Below are 20,334 nucleotides of genomic sequence, written 5' to 3' on the forward strand. Positions count from 1 at the left end.
CCGTCCTTCAGGAGATACACCGTGCGATTGACCAAGACTCTTGCCGTAGTGACCACGGTCGCCGCCCTCACCGCTCTGACCGGCTGCGGAAGCGACGGTGACGCGCTGTCCGGCCTGCCGAAGGCGGACGACATGGCCACCCTGGAGAAGCTCATCAACGCGCACAGCACCTGCCGCGAGCTCCAGGCGGGTACGGCCCGCCTCGGTGACGCGGGCACGAAGATGGTCAAGGACCCCGCCTTCGCCGTGAAGGAGGCCGCGACCTGCAAGGCGGCGGACGGCGACAAGGTCCGGCTGTTCCTGGTGTCCGACATGAAGAAGTTCCAGGAAGCGAACAAGAAGGCCCAGGACGCCGACGCGAGCTTCGACTCGGCGTACATGATCGGTCAGAACTTCGCCGTCGTGCCGGGCAGCAACGACGCCAAGGAGCTCAAGCCCGCGGGCTTCGCCATGATGACGTGCAACCCCGCGAACAAGGCGAAGATCCCCAGCGGGTACAAGGTGGACGAACCCCTGGTCAAGGGCTGCATCGTCACCGACTACTTCCCCGGTTAGGCGCCACGTCCGCCGCCGTCCCCCTTGTTCATTGCGGAAACTCCGAAGGAAGCCGATGTTCTTGCGCCGTAGCGCCAAGCCACGCGGAACTGCCAAAGACGGCCCGCCGTCGCTCCGCAACCGGGTGAAGGGAGTGGGACGGGCGGCCAGGGCGGGGGCGTTCGTCGTCCTCGCGCTGATCGCCCTGACCCTGGCGACGCCCGGGACGGCGTCCGCGGACTTCGCCTGTCAGTTCACCGGCGATGACGCCTACGAGCTGGACACGCCGGGTGCCAATGGCGAATCCGTCTTCCCCGCTGTCAACCAGTGGGAGGACAAGGGACAGCGCGCCAAGAACCTCAACGACACCACGGGCATGGTCACCGGGGCGGTGAACATGCCCCGGCCCGCGAACGAGTACACCCTGTACGAGATGAACGGCGTGCGGGGGCTGTACTGGTCCGGCACGCAGCGCGACCGGGGCGATGCCTCCCAGACCGACAGCTGGTGGGACGCCAGCGGCGCCGACGACTGCCGCATCATGGACTTCGTCAACAACGGCATAGCCAACGTCGTCTTCGACGGCACCAAGATCCTGACGCGCATCGCGATCTCCATCAAGGAGTTCGCCTCCAACCCGAGCCCGCTCAGCGGCCTGTACAAGTCGCGCGACAGCGTGGTGGACAGGCTGAGGGAGAACGTCTTCGTTCCCGCGGTGCCGGTGATGATCACGCTCACCGGAATCTGGGTCTTCGGCAAATGGCGCAAGGAGCAGATGCGTGAAGCCTGGTCCGGCGTCGGCTGGGCCGCGCTGACGACGGTTGCCGTCGTGGTCCTCCTCACCGGAGGCAACTACGACAAGTTCATCAACGAAGCGGACTCCGGCATCGCCCAGGCCAACGCGCTGCTCACCGAAAAGGTGCTCGGTGCCATGTCGGGTGAGATCCAGTCGCCGTGCGACCTGCCGACCAACGCGCCCAACCGGGGCGTCCGCATCTCGAGTTGTGCCATGTACGACACGCTGGCGTTCCGCCCGTGGGCGCTGGGACAGTTCGGCGAGGGTGGCACCGACTGCATCTTCAAGAACAAGGACAAGGGCGGCGGCCGCGTCGAAGGTGGCGTCTGCCACCCGGCGGACCCCGGCAGAGAGTGCAAGATGTACGGCACGGGTGCCCGCTGTGAGGACCTGCGCGTTCGCCAGGTGGTCTCCCAGTCCATGACGAACAAGGACGTCACCGCCAAGACCGAGGAGAGGAGCAAGTACAAGGAGGAGTGGTACTCCATCCGTCAGGACATCGCGGGTGGCAAGGGCAATGACGAAGACGCACCCGACCGGGCGATCTACCCCGTCTCGTTCACCGAATGGGCCGGAAAGGGCGCCGGGAACCGGATCGGGCTCGCCGTCTATTCGCTGATCGCCGCCCTGATCGTCGGCATCATGGTCATCGTGCTCAGCGCGCTCACCCTGCTGTGGCACGCCGTCACCCTGATCATGATCATCATGCTGCCGCTGATCGCCTCGATCGGCATCCACCCGTCCCAGCAGAAGCTGCTCAAGGGCTGGCTCCAGACCTTCATCCACAGCTTCGTGCTGCGGGCCGGATTCGGCGTCATCCTGACCGTGCTCCTGGTGCTCTACCAGATGATCCTGCCCGCCAAGATCTCCCTCGGCATGCAGCTGCTGATGCTGCTGCTGGTCACCGTCGCCGTCGTGATGATGCTGAAGAAGCTGCTCTCGGGCGCCTACAGCCCGCAGATCGCCGGGGCGCAGGACGCCCTCGGCGTCGGGGACATGGCGAACACGGTGAGCGGCAAGCTGGGCCAGTACGCCTCCGGTGCGGCGACCGGCGCCGCGAAGAAGACGGGCCGTGTCGTCGCCGCTGGCACGGCGAAGGCGGGCAAGAAGGGCACGCTGGGCGCTCTGCGGGCCTACGACAACAAGGCGAACGACGGCCGGTGGCAGAAGGAAGGCAAGCTTTCCACCCCCCAGCCCTCCAAGCGTGAACAGCGTAAGACCCAGTACCAGACCGCAGAGGTCCAGAAGGACCAGCTCGAGGAGCAGTACAAGACGCTTGAGGCCAAACGGGAGCGGCAGGCCGCGGCAGCTGAGCAGGACCAGATCACCGGCCGTCTCGTGGGCGGTGGTACGTTGTCGGCCCACGTGCATCGGCCGCGGCCCGCACCGCCCCTGCCGGCAGCGGCTTCCACGCCCGCTGTTCCCGCGCAGCAGGAGCCCCGGACCCCCACGGGCCGGACCAGCGCGCCCGAGCCCGGGCCGGTGCGGCGGCAGCCGCAGGCGCCGGTGCCCGACCCGCGGCGCGCGCCGACGCAGCCGAGCCAGCCGCAGCCGCAGACCCCGCCCCCCGCGCAGCGGGACGGCGAGGGCGGCCATGGCCGGGTGTCGGAGTAGGAAGGCCTGAGTCATGGCAAGCGTCATCGCCGACCACCCGCCGCAGGAGCTCGCCGCCGAGCTGGCCGGGCTCCTGCGGGTGGACTGGCGTGCCGTGTGGCCCGGGGTGCCGGACGGTGGGGCCGGGCGGGAGGAGTGGTGCGCGGGGTTCGGGTGGCGGCCGCTGTGGTCCCAGTCGGGGCTGTGGGTGCGGACGCCGCAGGGCGGCCGGCTGCACCTGGCCGCCTCGCCCGGCCCCGGCCGGCCCGTCACGCGGGCGTCGTACGTCGTCTGGAAGGCCGCGGCCGGTGCGGCCTCCGACGGGGAGGCCGTGCTGGCCGCCGGCCTCGACCGCTACGCCGCCCACCTCGCCCGGATGACGGCCGCGCTGGGCGCGCCGGGCTGGGAGGGTGCCTGGGACGGCCCGGACTTCCCGGATCCGCCCGCGCCCGGCCGGTGGGGTGACGCCGACGAGCGGCGGGAGTTGCGGGCCCCGTACCGGCTCGCGCAGTGGAGGTATCCGCATCCGCTCGCCCCGGTGATCGTGCTCGCGCTGGAGTGCCGGGACGCGGGGTACGCGGCGGGTGGGACGATCACTCTGACCTTCCACGGACCGCCCGACCCGAACCCGCTGGGCGGCCCCGGCTGGCTGCTGTGACGTCCGCCGTGACGTAACGAGACGCGAGAAAGAGAGAGCACGACATGGGCACGCCCTTCGAACCGCCGGTGGACCGCACCCCGCAGGAGCTCGTCACCGAGCTGCGGGGGCTGGCCGACGTCCACTGGGAGACCGTGTGGAACGGCCCGCCGCTGCCCGGCCAGGGGCTGGACGAGTGGTGCGCGCAGTTCGGGTGGACGCCCACGCAGTTCGAGTACGTGCTGAACGTGGTCACGCGGACGGGGGGTGAGATGACCCTGGACGCGGTCGGAGGCAGCTGGGCGCCCGTGGAGAGCCTGTCGTACTGGGTGTGGGGCGAGTCGACGGTCGATCCGGAGGACAACCACCTCGTCCTGGCCGAAGCCGACCGGGTGTGGCCCCTCTACCGTGACGCCGTGTCCTCGGTGCTCGGCGCGCCGGCCTGGGACGGAGCCTGGGACTCGGATGCCTTTCCCGCCGAACTCGGAGCGTTCGCCGTGCCCCGTGCGGAGGCCCGCCTCAAGCAGAAGCGCCCCTATCGCATCGCCTACTGGGAGCTCGCCGCCCCGGGCGGCGCCCTCGCCAGCCTGACCATCGCCCCCGGCACGGGCACGGCCGACGGATCACGTCGCGGAGTGGTCAACATGACCCTCCGCGTGTATCCCCGTCCGCTGGAGGCCGGCCGACGGTGAGTTCGGAACCGATACCGCAGGACATCGAGACGGGCGCGCTGGCTCGGGCGCGCGCCCGGCACCTGAAATCCCTCGAAGCCAAGAGCGACCCTGACGCCGTGGTGGAGCGCATCGCCGCCGCCGCCATCGCGGCAGGGCTTGAGGACAAGCCCGCACCGGACGGCAAATCGATCCTGTCCAAGGAGAGGCAGTACATCGACGCCCTCGTCCGGGACAAGGCGAAGCTCACCCCGCCCGACGGGACCAAGCCGATCAGCGCCTTCTGGACGTTCGGCATCGAGCACCCGGAGGCACCGGAGAACGACTGGGGCGTTCCCTTCCTGTCCCAGCGGTTCATCGCGGAGGAATGGGCCGTCCAGCAGAACCTGGTCGAGGACGGCACCGCGCAGACTCTGGAGACGACCCGGGGCGGCCAGGAGCTGGACGACATGTGCCTGTTCGAGCCGGAAGTCATCCAGGCCCTCGGTGGTGCCGAGTGGGGCTTCCCTCCGGGCTACGCCAAGGCCGTCTGGGGGGAGATCTCCAAGACCTACGGCGGGGTCGCCGAAGGCCGGGTGATCGTCTTCGGGCAGACCGCCGACACCCGGTCGATCCTCCAGCAGCAGGAACTCGGCGAACTCTGCGCCAACCCCAACGTCGGCCTGCACAACATCAACTTCGTCTACGAAGCCCCCCAGTCCTGGCCCGAGATCACCCGCGCCGAGGCCGGTACCAACGCCGTCCGGGCCGTCGCGCAGTTCGACAACAAGGACCAGCCCCGCTACATCGACCCCCACGCCTTCGCCGCCGACAGCCCCGAGGCACGCAAGGCGAAGGTCGAGGCCGTCCTGGAGGCGCTCGCCCCGGCGCAGGCGCAGGCCCCGGCCGTCGCGGCGCCCGAGGGGCAGGCCTCGCCGAAGCGGGTGCCCAACCCGCTGTGGCAGATGGGGTTCCGGCAGCCGGGCACCGTGACCCGGCCCAAGGATCCGGGGCCGGTGCTCGGTGCCGGCTCCGCAGGGGCCGCGGCCCTCGCTCCCACATCCCCCGCTAAAGGTATGGACGGTCCGGCATGACCCCTCGTCCCACCCTCGACTCCCTTCGCCGGCTGCTCCGTCAGGAGCGGGACGACGCCTGGGCCGTGCGCTTGCTGCCCCGGCTCGTCCTCGGGCTGGCGGCCGCGTACACGGTGTTCGTGCTGGCTTCCGCCGGCATGGCCTCCTTCATCACCGTGTGCGTCCTGATCGCCTTCGCCGGGGGCGTCTGGCTGCTGCGCCGTCGCGGCCAGCTGCTGCTCGCGCTCGGGTCGACGGTCGTCACGGCCGCCATGACCGGCTACCTGGCCGCCGCCGGCGACATCGCGCGCGGGTCGGCCGGCGGGCTGCTCAGCGGGCAGGCCGTGTTCGGGTACTGGGCGCTGGGCGGGATGGCGCTGCTGGGGGCCTGGATGCTCAAGCGGCCGCGCGGCCGACGGGGTGTCACCGTCGTGCTGGCCGATGTGCTCCTCATCGGCGCGTCCGGGGTGGGAATGCTCGCTCCGGCCTGGGGTGTTCCCCTTGGATTCCTCTGCGTCGTCGGGGTTCTGGCCGTGCGCGGCGGGTCCTTTCATCGCGTGAGCAAGCGCGAACGGGGTGTGCGGAGCCGAGTGTTCCGCAGGTTCATGTCAGCCGCTGACACGGATGCGCGGTGAAGTGGTGGCGCGTCAGTTTCGTTGTGTAATAAACGGTGCACAACACATGGGACGGCTTTGCCGTTGCCAATTCGCCTGTTCTAGAGTCCCCGTTGGTTACAGAAAACATCGGGGGACTTCTTCCATGGCGAAGACAGCACTGAGAACCCGGCCGGCATCCCAGCTGCCGGCCACCACGACGCTTCTGCCCTGCCAGCGGCGGCCCGACATCTTCGCGGAGCCGCTCCTGGAACACCCGCCCGCGGGTGCGCCCGAACTGCCGTTCCGGACGCGCAGGAGCCAGGCCCTCACTCATGCCGCCCGGCAGCTCTGTTTCTCCTGCCCCGTGTGGGCCGAATGCCTCCAGGACTCCGTCGTCCGGTCCGATCCGGGCGGTTACGCCGCCGCCACCACCGAGCAGGACCGGCGCTGGATCCGCCGGTTCCTGCACATCGGCGACGGCCGGGGGCGGCTGACCTCACCCGCTTCCGCCGGCGGCGGGCGCGGGGAGGCGGTCGAGGCGGCCGCCGTGCTCGACGCCTTCGGTGCCCTCCAGGAGCACCGGACGCGCCGGTCGTTCGGCTATGGACGGGGGCCGGTGCCCGCCCCGCGGCAGGATCCGGCGCCGCTCTTCCCCCCCAACCGCCGACAGCGCGCCGACACGGACGAGGTAACGAAGATGGGTGCTGCGGCCCTGTCGGGAGAACGGATCACCTACTCGCTCGGTGATCCGGCACTGGCCATACAGAAGACCGTGCTCGGTCCGCTGGCGCGCGCCACGCTCCTCATACTCAAGGTCGCCGAGCAGCTCGCCGGCATGCTCGCGCTCACCCCGTCCGCCGCCCCCGCGCCCGAGCTCGTCGCCGCCGTCCGCCGCACCCGCCTGAGCCTGGAGGCCTGGCGCGAGGCCGCCGACGACGAGGGACCGTACGCGGTCGGCGACGGAGACGAACTGACCGGGTCCGTGAGCGTCGAGCTCGCCACCTGCGACCCCGTCGCCGCCCTGCGCCAGGACATCTTCGAACCCCTGCTGCGCCGCCTGGCCGACTCCCTGCACCGGGTCGAGGCCATCACCGGACTCCTCGTCCCCGCCGCCGAAACCGAGGCCGAGGCCGAGGCCGCAGCCGGAGCCGCAGCCGAGGCCGAATCCGCCGTCCCGCACGCCCGGGAGCTGGCGGCCGTACGGGAGGCGGTGCGCGAGCTCGCGGCCCAGCTGGAGCGGTACGAGCCGCTCGTCCCCCGCGCCCAGGAGCACGGCGGCGCCCACGAGGTCCCGCGCGACGCCCACCCCCGGTCCTTCGCCGCCGCCCCCGCGGGCGCCACCAGCCTGCGCCGGGCCGTGGAGGCGGCGGTGGCCTCCTTCCCCGGCCACTTCACCGGCCGCGACGTGGTGCGGGCGCTGCCCCCGGGCGCGTACCCGGACGCGGGCAAGTCCGTCAGCAACGCGCTGTCCGCCATGGTCAAGTCGGGCCGGCTGCTGCGGGTCTCGCGCGGCACCTACACCGCCGGCCCGCGGTCCGGCGGCGAAGCCGCCCCGAACTCCTGAAAGGCAGTCGCCGTGCAGCCCACCTCCCCCGCCGCCGAGGTCCGCGTCTTCTCCCACCACGCGGGCCTCATCGACGGTGTCCCCGTGACGGCCCCGCCGTTCGGGAACATCCAGGACGTCGTCATCGGCATCCTCCAGCAGCGCGCCCAGCAGCTCGGCGCCCCGACCCAGGCGGTCGTCACCGACGACCGCTACGGCGGTGCGGTGCGCCTCCTGATCCACCCCGACGGCAGGGCCGAGCAGCTGCCCGAGCCGGAGCCGGGGCAGCGGTGAGCTGAGGGGTGGGCCCGGGTCGCACACGGCGGCCCGGGCCTTCCCGTGTCCGCCCGGCCGGCGCCGGCGCGGCGGCGCCGCGGCGGCGGTGCGGTGGCGGGCTCCGGTCGCCTGGGGTGGGGGCGCGGGCTACGTTGGGTGGGAGGTTCGTGGAGGCCGGGGGCCTGGGCGTCGGTGGCAGGAGGCCGGGCGATGAGGGCACGGTGGCGCGGTGCGGCGGCCGGGGCGGCCGCGGTGGGGCTGGTGGTGGTTCCCCTGGGGTTCGGGGCGGGGCACACGGGGGACACGGGGGCGCCGCCCGCCGTATCGGCACCGGCGGCGGCCACTCCGTCCGCCGACGGGTTCCCGCAGCTCACGCCCGCCGTGGCGGAGCGGCTGGACCGGGCCGTGCGGCAGGTCCTCGACGAGGCCGGGGTGCCCGGGGTGACCGTCTCGCTCTCGGCGCCCGGCAAGGGCGAGTACGTACGGGCCTTCGGGGTCGCCGACAAGGCGACCGGCGCGCCGATGAAGACCGACCTGAACATGCGGATCGGGAGCGTGACCAAGACCTTCACCGTCACCGCGCTGCTGAGGCTGGTCGACGCGGGCAAGGCCGGGCTGGACGACCCCATCGGCAGGTACGTGAGCGGGGTGCCGAACGGGGACCGGATCACCCTGCGCCAGCTCGCGGAGATGCGCAGCGGGCTCTACAACTACTCCGAGGACGAGGGGTTCTTCAAGGCCCTCACGGCCAACCCGCGGCGGCCGTTCACCCCGAGGGAGCTGCTCGCGTACTCCTTCAAGCACCCCGTGCAGTTCGCGCCGGGGGCGAAGTTCGACTACTGCAACACCAATCTGATCCTGCTGGGGCTGGTGGTGGAGAAGGTGAGCGGGCAGCCGCTCGGCCGGTACGTCACCGAGCAGGTGATCAAACCCGCCGGGCTGCGGCACACGCTCTTCCCCACCGGCGCGCAGTTCCCGCGTCCGCACGCCCAGGGGTACACCGACCAGACGGCGAACGGGAAGGTCGAGGACGCCGCCGACTGGGACCCCTCCTGGGGCTGGGCCGCCGGCGCGATGGTCTCCGACCTGGCCGACATGCGCAGCTGGGCCGTGACCCTGGCCACCGGCACCCTCCTGAAGCCCGCCACCCAGGCCCAGCGGCTGAAGGTGATCGACGCCGTGCGGGACGCCGGGTACGGGCTGGGGATCTTCAACGTCGCCGGCTGGATCGGGCACAACGGCTCGCTGCCCGGCTACGAGGCGCTGGTCGTCTACCTGCCGGAGGCGAAGGCCACGCTGGTGGTCCTGCTCAACACCGACATCTCGTACAAGGGGTCCGAGCCCAGTACGGCCTTCGGTGAGGCGATCACCCGGATCGTCACCCCGCGGCACGTCTTCGAGCTGCCCGCCCAGCCCGTCACCGGGCACTGAGACGGCGGTGGTGCCGGCGCCCGCTCGCGCGCACAATGGACGGCCAAGTCCGAGTGATCAAGGAGCGTCGATGAGCGAGCAGGGTGGGGTAGTGGTGCGGGCCGCCGGGGAGGCGGACCTGGACGTGGCCGCCGAACTGTTCCGGGGGTACCTCGACTTCTACGAGGTGGCCGTCGAAGACCCGGGCCGGCCCCGGGAGTTCCTCGCCGAGCGGATCGCCAAGGACGAGTCGCTGGTGCTGCTCGCCGACGTGGAGGGTGCGGGGACGGTCGGGTTCGCGCAGGTCTACCGGGGCTTCTCGTCGCTCGCGCTGCGGCCGGCCTGGGTGCTCAACGACCTCTACGTCTCCCCGTCCGGCCGCCGCACCGGCGCCGGGCGGGCGCTGCTGCGCGAGGTGCTGGAGCGGGCGCGGCGGGCGGGGGTCGCCGGGGTGCAGCTGGAGACCGCGTACGACAACCACGTCGCGCAGGGGCTCTACGAGTCGGAGGGGTTCGTCCGGGAGGGGTTCCACGTCTACTTCCACGACCTGGGCTGACGAAGGCCGCTGAGGGCGGCTACTTCGCGTCCGCGTAGCACTCCACGACCGCCGTCGTGAACGGGAAGCGGACCGGGGTGTCGCCGAAGGCGATCCGGCCCGCGCGGTCGCCCGCCTCCCGGACGGCGGCGGCGACGGCCTCCGCCTCCTCGGCCGGGCAGTGCACTATCACCTCGTCGTGCTGGAAGAACACCAGCTCCGCCCGCATCCCGGCGGTGGCCTGGCGCAGCGCCGCGAGCATCAGCAGCGCCCAGTCGGCGGCGCTGCCCTGGACGACGAAGTTGCGGGTGAAGCGGCCCCGGGCCCGGGTGTCGGTCGAGGCGTAGGACGGGGGCCGGCCGGAGGTCTCGTCCTCGCGGTCCTGCGGGATGCCCGCCTCCCCGTCCTCGGCGGCCCCGGCCGGGGGAGGGCAGGTGCGGCCCAGCCAGGTGCGCACCAGGCGGCCCTCCTCCCCGGCCCGGGCCGCGTCGTCCACGTAGGCCACGGCCTGGGGGAAGCGGCGGCGCAGGGCGGCGAGGTTCTTGAGGCCGTCGCCGGAGGTCTGCCCGTAGACGGCGCCCAGTACGGCGATCTTGGCCTTCTCCCGGTCGCCGGAGAAGGACTGGCGGGAGACGGCCGTGTAGAGGTCCTCCGGGCGGCCGGCCACCTCCATGAAGGCCGGGTCGCGGGAGATCGCGGCGAGGACGCGCGGCTCCATCTGGTCGGCGTCGGCGACGACGAGCCGCCAGCCCGGGTCGGCGACGACCGCCCGCCGGATCACCTTGGGGATCTGCAGGGCCCCGCCGCCGTGGGTGACCCAGCGGCCGGTGAGGGTCCCGGCGGGGACGAACTCGGGGCGGAAGCGGCCGTCGCGGACCCAGTCCGCGAGCCAGGTCCAGCCGTGGGCGGTGTAGATCCGGTAGAGCTTCTTGTACGCGAGGAGCGGGGCGACGGCGGGGTGGTCGACCTCCTGGAGCTCCCAGCGGCGGGTCGAGCGGAGCCGGATCCCGGCCCCGGCGAAGGCCTTGACCACGTCGGCGGGCAGGTCGGGGCGGACCCGGCGGCCGAACGCGGCGGAGACCTCGTCCGCCAGCTGCGCCAGCCGGCGGGGCTCGCCGCGTCCGGCGTAGCGCTCGCCGAGCAGCTCGGTCAGCAGGGCGCGGTGCACGTCGGCCCGCCAGGGCATCCCGGTGTGGTGCATCTCGGCGGCGATGAGGAACGCGGCCGACTCGGCGGCGGTCAGCAGGCGGAGCCGGTCGGGGTGGGCGGTGGCGGCGTGCCGGCGGGCCTGGTCGGCGTGGACGGCGAGGAGGGCGTCGAGGGGGAGGGGGGCGGCCGGGCGCTGGTGCGGATCCTGGAGGCCGGCGGCCTCGAAGAGGGAGTCCTGGGCGCGGGGGGCGGCGGCGTGGGCGGTGCGCTGCGGGGGGTCCGGGGGGACGGGGGCGTCGGTGAGGCGGGCCCAGGCGGCGGCGGCCGAGCGGGGTTCGCCCGAGCGGCCCTCGTGGCCGAGGAGGAGCTGCTCGGCGTCCTCGACGTCGTAGCACCGGTCCACGCGGACGCCTTCGGCGAGCAGGCGGGGGTAGACGGCCTGGGTGGAGCGCCAGATCCAGCGGGTGGCGGGGGGTGCGGAGCGGATCGCCTCCGCGGGGGTGGCGAAGGTGAGGGGGGCCGCGACCCGGCCGGCCGGGGGCAGAGGCGTGGCGTGCCATAGGCCGTCGGGGGCTTCGGTCAGGGCCCAGGGGGTGGGGTGGTCGCTCACGAGTGCGAGTGTCCCACCGGGGGCTGACAGGGGGGCCGCCTCGATCGCCGGCGGGGCCGTCGCGTGGCCATGACACCCTGAAGGGGTGAGTGAGATCGCTGAGCTCGTCGACCGGGCCTTCGCCGCCGCCTTGTACGCCCAGGACGATGCCGGGCTCGACGTCGGGGCCTCCGTGCTGGCCGCCGACGCGGGGGCGTGGGGCGGGGTCGGGCGGGAGCTGCTGCGGCGCGGGGAGGGGTACGCGCGGCGGGCCTGGGAGCGGGGGTGGCGGCCGGCGGACGTCCTGCGGCTGGTGCGGCGGGACCTCGGCGAGACGCACCTGCGGCTCGCCGGGGACGTGATCGCCGCCGAGGCGCGGCGGTACGCGCGGCCGCCCGAGGGCTGGGGCGCCGGGGAGGTGTGGTGGTCCGGGGACGAGGCGTACGCGCAGGAACTCGCGCGGCGCGAGCGGGCCGACCGGTTCACCCTGGCCACCGCCGTCCTGGAGCTGTACCGGCTGCTGGTGCGGCTGCCGTCGATCGAGCCGGTGGGACCGGTCCCCGGCGACCCGGCCGCCGACGCCCTGGAGCACGCGCACATCGAGCCGCGGATGCTCGGACGGATCAGGGCGCTGCTGGCGAAGGCCGAGGCGACCACCTACCCGGAGGAGGCGGAGGCGCTCAGCGCCAAGGCCCAGGAGCTGATGGCCCGGCACACCGTGGACGAGGCACTGCTCGCGGCGCGCGGCGGCGGCCCGGCGCGGGTGCCGGGGGCCTGCCGGATCGGGGTGGAGCCCCCGTACGAGGAGGCCAAGGCGGTCCTGCTGGACGCGGTGGCCACCGCCAACCGCTGCCGGGCGGTGTGGAACGGTGCCTTCGAGTTCTCGACCGTGGTCGGGTTCGAGAGCGATCTGGAGGCCGTGGAGCTGCTGTACACCTCGCTGCTCGTGCAGGGGACGGCCGCCATGACGCGGGCCGAGGCCGCCCAGCGGGCCGGCGGGCGCAAGCGCACCAAAACCTTCCGGCAGTCGTTCCTGCTGGCGTACGCCAGCAGGCTCGGCCGCAGGCTCGCCGAGACCGCCGAGCACACGGCGACCGAGGCGCCCGGAAACCTGCCGGCCCTGGTCGCCCGGGACGTGGCGGTCACCTCCCGGGCCGAGGAGATGTTCCCGCGCACCACCACGACCCGGCTGCGCGGGGCCACCGACCACGCGGGGTGGGAGGACGGGACGGCCGCAGCCGACGCGGCCCACATGGGCGGCAAGCGTCCCTCCCTGCCGTAGGGCCCGCTTCTAGGCGGCGTCCTGGCCGGTGTTCTCGGAGCGCATCGCGCGGGCCTCCGACTTCAGGATGCGGGCCGACTTGCCGAGCGAGCGGGCCATGTCGGGCAGCTTCTTCGAACCGAACAGCATCAGGCAGACCACCAGGACGATGATCAGGTGCCAGGGCTCCAGGCCGTTGCGGAGCATGGGGTACCTACTTTTCGGTCGAGGGACTACGGGTGATGATCCGGGCCGCCGGACAGCGGGACAAGGGTCGCGGACAAACCTGAAGAAATCCTGAAAACGGCTACGCTCGGCGTCATGGGCTGGCTCCGCGCGCTGAAGGACACCGCACGCGCGGCCATGACCGTCGAGCGGCGCCGGCTGGAGCCGCTGGTGGCGCTGCGGGCCGCCGCCGGGCTGGCGGTGGTCATCGGGGCCGGGCTGGCCTTCCTGGGGCCGGGCGCGGCCGCGAGCTCCGCGTTCGGGGCGTTCATGGCCGCCGTCGCCACCTTCCAGCAGAGCTGGCGCCCCAGGCCCGTGCTCGCCCTGGCCTCCGGGCTGACCCTGGCCGTCTCCACCTTCCTCGGCTACCTGGTGGGCTCCGCCGACCTGGGGCTCTTCCTGCCGATGCTCGCCCTGTGGGCCTTCGGGGCGGGGCTGCTGTGGGCGGCGGGGCCGACCGCCGGGATGATCGCCTCCGGCAACGTCGCGGTCATGCTGGTCACCGTCACCCTGCCCACCACCGTCGCGCAGGCCGCCGGGCACGCCGCGATGATCGCCGCCGGCGGGGTGGTCCAGGCCCTGCTGATCGTGCTCTTCCCCGTCCGCCGCTGGGGCGCCCAGCGCGACGCCCTGGCCGACGCCCTCGCCGCCGAGGCCGACTACGCCCGCCGGCTGCGCCACGACCCCGTCAGCGCCTTCGACCCGGCGCCCCTGATGCGGGCCCGGGACGCCGCCGCCGTCACACCCCGCCAGGCCCGGCGGCGCCCCGCCGAGCTGCACGGGGCGCGGGGGCTCGCCGAGCGGATCCGGCCCGTGCTGGCCTCGCTCGCCGACCCGGCCGTCGGGGCCCCCGCCGAGGGGCCGGGGCGGGACCGGGTGCGGGCCCTGCTGGACGCGGCCGGGACCGTACTGGACGCCGCCGCGCACGCCATCCGCCACGGCGACCCCGTACGGCTCCCCGGGCCGGCCCTGGAGGTGCTGAAGGCCCCCGATCTGCCGGAGGTGTTCCGGGGGGCGCCGCTGCGGGCCGTGCGCCGGCTCGCGGCGCTGCTGGACGACGTACTGGAGACGGCCGAACCGGGCTCCGGGCGCACCGCCGACCCCGGGGAGGCCCGGCTGCGGCCCACGGCGGCGGCCCTGGTCCCGCTGGTGCTGAGGGCCGTACGGGCCGAGCTGCGCCCGGGGTCACCCGTTCTGCGGCACGCCGTACGGGTGACGGGGGCGGCGTGCGCGGGGTACCTGCTCGGGCAGGTGCTGCCGTTCGGGCACGGCTACTGGGCGCCCATGGCCTCCGTGATGGTGATGCGGCCCGACTTCACCCAGACCTGGTCCCGGGCCGTCGCCCGGTTCGGCGGCACCCTGGTGGGGGTGGGCGCGGCCACCGGGATCGTGCAGCTCGCGCGGCCCGGGATGTACCTGTCGGGGCTGCTCGCCGTGGTCAGTGCCGGGCTGATGTACGCGCTGATGCGCACCGGGTACGCCGTCTCGCAGGTGTTCGTCTCCGCCTACGTCGTATTCCTGCTCGGCATGGGCGGCGTCCGCTGGGACCAGACCGTCCCCGACCGGATCGCCCTCACCCTCGTCGGCGGGCTCCTCGCGATGCTGGCCTACGCCGTGTACCCGGCCTGGGAGACCCCGAGGCTGCGCACCCGGCTCGCCGACTGGCTCGCCGCCGACGGACGGTACGCGGCCGCCGTGCTCGGGCAGTACGCCGATCCGGCCGGGGCCCGGCGCGCGGACGTGCGCGAGGCGCTGCTGGCGGCGCGCGACGCCCGCATCGCCTGGCTGGAGGCCCTGGAACGGGCGGAGGGGGAGCCGGTGCGCCACCGGGGCCTGTCCCGGGCGGCCGCCGACGGCGCCGGGGAGGCGGTGGCCGCGTTCGGCCGGGGCGCCATGCTGCTGGAGGCCCACCTGCCCGACCGGGACCGGGAGCCCGTACCGGGGGCGGCCGAGCTCGCCGAGGCGCTGCGCGGGGCGACGGGGGCGGGGGCGAAGGCGGTGCGGGAGCGCCGGGTTCCGGATTGGGAGCCGGTGCGCGCCCTGCTGGACGGCGGGAACCGCGTGCCCCCGTCGGGCGTCGTACGCCGGGCGGCGGAGCGTCTGCTGGGCTCGCTGGACGAGGTCTCGCAGGCACTCCGCCCCTGACAGTGATCATCGCGGCACCGCGCGTGCACGTGCATCTGCCCATGCATGCGCTGGTGAACACAGCTATGATCCGGTGGAGTTGACATCTGCACTATCGGGGGCTTCCTGTGGACCACGCGTACAACGGGACGGCAGCTGCAGAACTCACTTCCCTGTATGAGCTGACCTGGCAGAAGAGCAGACACAGCAACTCGCAGGGATCCTGCGTGGAGTTCGCCAAACTGCCCGGCGGCGACGTCGCCATGCGCAACTCGCGCTTCCCCGACGGTCCGGCGCTCGTCTACACGCCGGCCGAGATAGAGGCGCTGCTGCTCGGCGTCAAGGACGGCGAGTTCGACCATCTGATCGGCTGAACGAACGGCGCGAAGGATCAGGCCATGCACGTGCACCGGCCGGGACTGATCGCAAGGATCAGGCCCGGCCGGTCGTGTGTGTCGTCAGCCCCCGGGGGCGCGGTCAGCCGTGGAGCAGGAACAGCGCCCAGACCACCTTGCCGGTGAGCCGTCCCGCGAGCGGGTGCCAGCCCCAGCTGTCGCTGTAGGCGTCCACCAGGAACAGCCCGCGCCCCGATTCCAGGTCGCAGTTCCGGTCCGTGCGCTCCGGCGCGAACGAGCCCCCCGGCCGGTCCTCGCTCGGATCCCGCACCGCGCACACCAGCCGCGTGCTCCACCGCATCAGGTGCAGCCGCACCGCCGCCGACTCCGGCTGTTCACCGCCGCAGGGCCGCGCCTCGTCGGGGAGGGCGTGCCGCAGCGCGTTGGTGACGAGCTCGGAGACCACCAGCGCGACGTCGTCGAAGCGGTCGTCCAGGCCCCACTGGGACAAGGTCGATCTGGTGAAGGAGCGGGCGCCCCGCACCGCTTCGAAGCGGGCCGGCAGGGCACAGGAGGCGGACCCGGAGACGGCCGTGGGATCGACCGGGGGCAGCCCCTGCCGTAACGGCTCGAGCATGACCGATCCAATCGTCCCCATGCGAGGCACTCCCGGGATTCGCGGACGAAGCGGTCGGCTTCGGCCAAAGAGAACTGCGGGGTGGGTCCGGCGCCGGCGCGAAGAGCACGCAGGTGCGCGGCACCATCGTTCCGAATGCCGAAGCCGGATGCAAGGGCAGATGCACGTGCACGCGCCGGACCTGTCCACTCCCGTGACGGTTCTTGCTCATTTCTTCCTACGCATACTTACGGACTTCTTTTCCGGGGCGCCGGATTCCGTTACAGAACGAGTACGGGCCGATGCGTTTTGGTGGCAGACTGCGGCACCGGGGATACGGGGGCCCCGACGAGGCACGCGCACACCACGCGCACACCATTGCGATGGGGAGGGCAGGACTAGTGACCGCAGAAGCCAGCGGTTCTGTGGTGCGCCGCATCCTCCTGGGCTCACAGCTCAGGCGACTCCGAGAATCCCGCGGCATCACCCGTGAGGCGGCCGGCTACTCGATCCGCGCATCCGAATCGAAGATCAGCCGCTTGGAGTTGGGAAGGGTGAGCTTCAAGGCCAGGGACGTCGAAGACCTGCTGACCCTCTACGGCGTCACGGACGGGGCCGAGCGGGAGTCCCTGCTGGGACTGGTCCGCGAGGCCAACGCGGCCGGATGGTGGCACAGCTACGGGGACGTGCTCCCCGGGTGGTTCCAGACCTACGTCGGCCTGGAGGGCGCGGCCTCCCTCATCCGCATCTACGAGGTCCAGTTCGTCCACGGCCTCCTCCAGACCGAGGCCTACGCGCAGGCCGTCGTCAAGCGGGGCATGCCGAACGCCTCCGCCGCCGAGATCGACCGCCGCGTGGCGCTGCGGCTGGAGCGCCAGAAGGTCCTCGTCTCCGAGAACGCGCCCGTCTTCCACGCCGTCCTCGACGAGGCCGCGCTGCGCCGCCCCTACGGCGACCGCGACGTGATGCGCGGGCAGTTGGAACACCTGATCGAGATCAGCCAGCGGCCCAACGTGCGGCTCCAGGTGATGCCCTTCTCCTTCGGCGGCCACGCCGGCGAGAGCGGAGCCTTCACCCTGCTGCGCTTCCCCGAGTCCGACCTCCAGGACATCGTCTACCTGGAACAGCTCACCAGTGCCCTCTACCTGGACAAGGAAGAGGAAGTGGCCCAGTACGCGCGGGCGATGGAGCGGCTCCAGGCCGACTGCCCCGACCCCGACTCGACCCGGGATCTCCTGCGTGGACTACTCCAACTGTCTTGAACCGCACGTACTATGACGTCTGATCAGTGCTCGACGAAGAACGATCGGTCTCCGGTGCAGCGCAAGGGTGCGCGCTCGCAGTAAGGGATGGCATGTCCATATTCACCGACCTGGCTCACCAGTACATAGACGGCGAATGGCTGGCCGGCACCGGTTCGTGGGACATCATCGACGTCAATCCCTACAACGGGGAGAAGCTCGCGGCCGTCACGGTGGCCACCGTCGAGCAGGTCGACCGGGCCTACCGGGCGGCCGAGCGGGCCCAGCGCGACTGGGCCGCCACCAGCCCCTACGCCAGACGCGCCGTCCTGGAGCGCGCCCTGCGGATCACCGAGGAGCGCCGCAAGGAGCTCGTCGAGGTGATGATCGACGAGCTCGGCGGCACCCGCCCCAAGGCCGAGTACGAGGTCCACCTCGCGATGGAGTTCCTGCGCGAGGCGGTCCAGCTGGCCGTCCGCCCCGAGGGCCGCATCCTGCCCTCGCCGGTGCCGGGCAAGGAGAACCGCGTCCAGCGCCTGCCCGTCGGCGTCGTCGCCGTGATCAGCCCCTTCAACTTCCCCTTCCTCGTCACCCTGAAGTCCGTCGCCCCGGCGCTGGCGCTCGGCAACGCGGTGGTGATCAAGCCCAACCAGAACGCCCCGGTCTCCGGCGGCGGGATCATCGCCAAGATCTTCGAGGACGCGGGGCTGCCCTCCGGCCTGCTGAACGTGCTGGTCACGGACATCGCCGAGATCGGCGACGCGATCCTCACGCACCCCGTCCCGAAGGTCATCTCCTTCGCCGGCTCCGACCGCACCGGACGGCACGTGGGCGCGGTCGCCGCCCGCCACTTCAAGCGGACCGTCCTGGAGCTCAGCGGCAACAGCGCCCTGGTCGTCCTCGACGACGCCGACGTGGACTACGCGGTGGACGCGGCCGTCTTCAGCCGCTTCGTCTACCAGGGCCAGGTCTGCATGGCCGCCAACCGGATCCTCGTTGACGCCCGTGTCGCCGAGGAGTTCACCGAGAAGTTCACCGCCCGGGTCCGGGCCCTGAAGACCGGCGACCCGCGCGAGGCCGACACCCACATCGGCCCCCTGATCAACTCCTTCCAGGCCGACGCCCTGACCGCCCTCGTGGACCGCGCCGTCGAGTCCGGGGCGCGGGCCCTCGTACGCGGCTCTACGCGCGGCAACCTGGTCGAGCCGACCGTCCTGGCCGGGCTCCCCGAGGACTCCCCGCTGCTGGGCCAGGAGATCTTCGGTCCCGTCGCCCTGCTGGTGGTCTTCGACGGCGAGGAGGAGGCCGTGCGCCTGGCCAACGCCACCCCGTACGGGCTCAGCGGCGCGGTGCACACCCGCGACGTGGAACGCGGGGTCCGCTTCGCGCAGCGGGTGGAGACCGGGATGATCCACGTCAACGACTCCACCATCGGCGACGAACCGCTGGCCGCCTTCGGCGGGGAGAAGGCCTCGGGGCTGGGCCGCCTCGGCGGTGAGGCCACCGTGGAGGCCTTCACCACCCAGAAGTGGATCTCCATCCAGCACGGCCGGACGACTTTTCCGTTCTAGGCGCGGATCAAGGACAGAGGCTGACCGCAAGGCTTCGTAACGTGGTGGGTGTCGGCGGGGGAACACCCCGCACACCACCACGGAAGAAGGCGGTCGGTCATGGCACACCCCACCCAGGAAGTCGCGGGAGACGAGCGCGCCACCCTGCTCCTCTTCGTCGAGGACCAGCGCGAGGCGCTGCGCCGGGCCGCGGCCGGTCTGACGGCGGAGCAGACCGCGAGCCGTCCCACCGCGAGCGAGCTGTCCCTGGCCGGGCTGATCAAGCACGTGGCCGAGGTGGAGCTCAACTGGCTCCGCATGGCCCAGCAGAAGCCGAACGAGCACCGGCGCGCGCCCGAGGAGTGGCACGAGGGCTTCCGGCTGGCCGAGGGGGAGACCCTGGAGTCCGCCCTCGCCTTCTGGGACACGGTCAAGGAGGAGACGACCGGCTTCATCGAGTCGCTCCCCAGCCTGGACGACGACTTCCCGCTGCCGCCGGCCCCCTGGTTCCCCAAGGACGCCACGGTCTCGATGCGCTGGATGCTGCTGCACCTGGTCCGCGAGTTCGCCCGGCACGCGGGCCACGCGGACATCATCCGCGAGACCCTGGACGGCACGAAGGCCATGGGCTGAGCCCGCCTCCCCGAGCACCGGGCTTGCACCTCACGTGGCGTGAGGAACCACAGTGGAGGGCGTACCCAACCGAAGGAGCGGAAGCGATGGGCTACTCCGTGGGCCAGGTCGCCGGTTTCGCCGGAGTGACGGTGCGCACCCTGCACCACTACGACGAGATCGGCCTGCTCTCCCCGAGCGGCCGCAGCGGCGCGGGCCACCGGCGTTACGACGACGCCGACCTGGACCGCTTGCAGCGGATCCTGTTCTACCGGGAGCTCGGCTTCCCGCTCGACGAGGTCGCGGTCCTGCTGGACGACCCGGAATCGGACCCGAGGGAGCACCTGCGCCGGCAGCACGCCCTCCTGACCGACCGGATCGCCCGGCTCCAGCAGATGGCCAAGGCCGTGGAGCACGCCATGGAGGCGAAGAAGATGGGCATCAACCTCACGCCCGAGGAGAGGTTCGAGGTCTTCGGGGACAAGGACCCGGAGCAGTACGCGGAGGAGGCCGAGCGCCGCTGGGGCGGCACCGAGGCCTACGCCGAGTCGCAGCGCCGGGCCGCCGCCTACACCAAGGCCGACTGGCAGCGGATCCAGGACGAGGTCGCCGACTGGGGCGGCCGGTACGCGGCCCTGGTGGCGGCCGGCGAGCCCGCCGACGGCGAGGCGGCCATGGACCTGGCCGAGGAGCACCGCCGGCACATCTGCGACCGGTACTACGAGTGCGGCTACGAGATGCACGTCTGCCTCGGCGAGATGTACGTCGCCGACGAGCGGTTCAAGGCGTTCTACGACGGCATGGGCGCGGGCGTGGCCGAGCACCTGCGGGACTCGATCACCGCCAACGCCGTGCGCAAGGCGTAGCGGACCCCTCACCCGAACCGCCCCCTCCGGTCCCTGGAACCCGGTGGGGGCGGTGTGCGTTCATAATTGAGACCGCCTGCATCGTCGCGTCCCCCACCGCAGACGTCCCCCTGCTGATCCAGG

At 72.5% G+C, this 20,334-nt stretch carries 20 protein-coding genes; 17 read left to right on the forward strand and 3 right to left on the reverse strand.

Annotation, left to right across the window (positions count from 1 at the left end; translation table 11 throughout):
* Positions 1-27: 27 nt before the first annotated feature.
* The 10 genes from ABT403_RS17445 to ABT403_RS17490 all read left to right on the forward strand — a co-directional run bounded on the left by ABT403_RS17445 (position 28) and on the right by ABT403_RS17490 (position 9,664).
* Positions 28-555, forward strand: a complete 528-nt coding sequence (locus tag ABT403_RS17445; protein ID WP_344169594.1) for a hypothetical protein — start codon at positions 28-30, stop codon at positions 553-555.
* Positions 556-688: 133 nt separating this feature from the next.
* A complete protein-coding gene (locus tag ABT403_RS17450) occupies positions 689-2,944 on the forward strand; it encodes a hypothetical protein (protein ID WP_344169597.1) in 2,256 nt (751 codons plus the stop codon).
* A 13-nt stretch (positions 2,945-2,957) separates the two neighbouring features.
* Complete coding sequence (locus tag ABT403_RS17455) at positions 2,958-3,581, forward strand: hypothetical protein (RefSeq protein WP_344169600.1); 624 nt, start codon at positions 2,958-2,960, stop codon at positions 3,579-3,581.
* A 44-nt stretch (positions 3,582-3,625) separates the two neighbouring features.
* A complete protein-coding gene (locus ABT403_RS17460) occupies positions 3,626-4,252 on the forward strand; it encodes a hypothetical protein (protein ID WP_344169603.1) in 627 nt (208 codons plus the stop codon).
* Positions 4,249-5,304, forward strand: a complete 1,056-nt coding sequence (locus tag ABT403_RS17465) for a hypothetical protein (RefSeq protein ID WP_344169606.1) — start codon at positions 4,249-4,251, stop codon at positions 5,302-5,304. The genes ABT403_RS17460 and ABT403_RS17465 overlap by 4 nt, the downstream gene beginning before the upstream one ends.
* Complete coding sequence (locus tag ABT403_RS17470) at positions 5,301-5,918, forward strand: hypothetical protein (protein WP_344169609.1); 618 nt, start codon at positions 5,301-5,303, stop codon at positions 5,916-5,918. Before ABT403_RS17465 ends, ABT403_RS17470 begins: the two co-directional genes overlap by 4 nt.
* A gap of 124 nt (positions 5,919-6,042) precedes the next feature.
* Positions 6,043-7,443 carry a WhiB family transcriptional regulator gene (locus tag ABT403_RS17475; protein ID WP_344169612.1) on the forward strand — a complete coding sequence of 467 codons (1,401 nt, stop codon included), beginning with the start codon at positions 6,043-6,045 and terminating at the stop codon, positions 7,441-7,443.
* Between the two features lie 12 nt (positions 7,444-7,455).
* Positions 7,456-7,716: a hypothetical protein gene (locus tag ABT403_RS17480; protein WP_344169615.1), complete on the forward strand. Its 261-nt coding sequence runs from the start codon at positions 7,456-7,458 to the stop codon at positions 7,714-7,716.
* A gap of 192 nt (positions 7,717-7,908) precedes the next feature.
* Complete coding sequence (locus tag ABT403_RS17485; protein WP_344169618.1) at positions 7,909-9,129, forward strand: serine hydrolase domain-containing protein; 1,221 nt, start codon at positions 7,909-7,911, stop codon at positions 9,127-9,129.
* A 70-nt stretch (positions 9,130-9,199) separates the two neighbouring features.
* On the forward strand, positions 9,200-9,664 hold the full coding sequence (locus tag ABT403_RS17490) for a GNAT family N-acetyltransferase (RefSeq protein WP_344169621.1): 465 nt from the start codon (positions 9,200-9,202) through the stop codon (positions 9,662-9,664).
* A gap of 19 nt (positions 9,665-9,683) precedes the next feature.
* On the opposite strand, the gene ABT403_RS17495 is transcribed toward ABT403_RS17490, so the two are convergent.
* Positions 9,684-11,402: a bifunctional 3'-5' exonuclease/DNA polymerase gene (locus tag ABT403_RS17495; protein ID WP_425580342.1), complete on the reverse strand. Its 1,719-nt coding sequence runs from the start codon at positions 11,400-11,402 to the stop codon at positions 9,684-9,686.
* A gap of 85 nt (positions 11,403-11,487) precedes the next feature.
* On the opposite strand from ABT403_RS17495, the gene ABT403_RS17500 reads away from it, so the two are divergent.
* On the forward strand, positions 11,488-12,663 hold the full coding sequence (locus ABT403_RS17500; protein ID WP_425580343.1) for a DUF2786 domain-containing protein: 1,176 nt from the start codon (positions 11,488-11,490) through the stop codon (positions 12,661-12,663).
* Between the two features lie 9 nt (positions 12,664-12,672).
* On the opposite strand, the gene tatA is transcribed toward ABT403_RS17500, so the two are convergent.
* Complete coding sequence (gene tatA / locus ABT403_RS17505; RefSeq protein ID WP_344169624.1) at positions 12,673-12,849, reverse strand: Sec-independent protein translocase subunit TatA; 177 nt, start codon at positions 12,847-12,849, stop codon at positions 12,673-12,675.
* Positions 12,850-12,963: 114 nt separating this feature from the next.
* Between tatA and ABT403_RS17510 the strand changes: the two genes are divergently transcribed.
* Together ABT403_RS17510 and ABT403_RS17515 are read left to right on the forward strand one after the other, a co-directional pair.
* Positions 12,964-15,012 (forward strand): FUSC family protein, encoded by a 2,049-nt coding sequence (locus tag ABT403_RS17510; RefSeq protein WP_344169627.1) that lies wholly within the window; start codon positions 12,964-12,966, stop codon positions 15,010-15,012.
* 107 nt (positions 15,013-15,119) lie between these two features.
* Positions 15,120-15,365 (forward strand): DUF397 domain-containing protein, encoded by a 246-nt coding sequence (locus ABT403_RS17515; protein ID WP_045946130.1) that lies wholly within the window; start codon positions 15,120-15,122, stop codon positions 15,363-15,365.
* A gap of 103 nt (positions 15,366-15,468) precedes the next feature.
* Here the strand turns inward: ABT403_RS17515 and ABT403_RS17520 are convergent, their stop codons facing one another.
* Positions 15,469-15,963, reverse strand: a complete 495-nt coding sequence (locus ABT403_RS17520) for an ATP-binding protein (RefSeq protein ID WP_344169634.1) — start codon at positions 15,961-15,963, stop codon at positions 15,469-15,471.
* A 362-nt stretch (positions 15,964-16,325) separates the two neighbouring features.
* On the opposite strand from ABT403_RS17520, the gene ABT403_RS17525 reads away from it, so the two are divergent.
* The 4 genes from ABT403_RS17525 (at position 16,326) to ABT403_RS17540 (ending at position 20,211) form a co-directional block, all read left to right on the forward strand.
* A complete protein-coding gene (locus tag ABT403_RS17525) occupies positions 16,326-17,204 on the forward strand; it encodes a Sco1979 family transcriptional regulator (RefSeq protein WP_344169637.1) in 879 nt (292 codons plus the stop codon).
* A 92-nt stretch (positions 17,205-17,296) separates the two neighbouring features.
* Positions 17,297-18,754, forward strand: coding sequence for an aldehyde dehydrogenase family protein (locus ABT403_RS17530; RefSeq protein ID WP_344169640.1), 1,458 nt, complete (start codon positions 17,297-17,299; stop codon positions 18,752-18,754).
* Between the two features lie 99 nt (positions 18,755-18,853).
* A complete protein-coding gene (locus ABT403_RS17535) occupies positions 18,854-19,366 on the forward strand; it encodes a DinB family protein (RefSeq protein WP_344169643.1) in 513 nt (170 codons plus the stop codon).
* 86 nt (positions 19,367-19,452) lie between these two features.
* Positions 19,453-20,211, forward strand: a complete 759-nt coding sequence (locus ABT403_RS17540; protein WP_344169646.1) for a MerR family transcriptional regulator — start codon at positions 19,453-19,455, stop codon at positions 20,209-20,211.
* Positions 20,212-20,334 lie beyond the last annotated feature (123 nt).

This window comes from Streptomyces sp. NPDC000075 (assembly GCF_040301925.1).
In the GTDB taxonomy this organism is placed as follows: domain Bacteria; phylum Actinomycetota; class Actinomycetes; order Streptomycetales; family Streptomycetaceae; genus Streptomyces; species Streptomyces polychromogenes.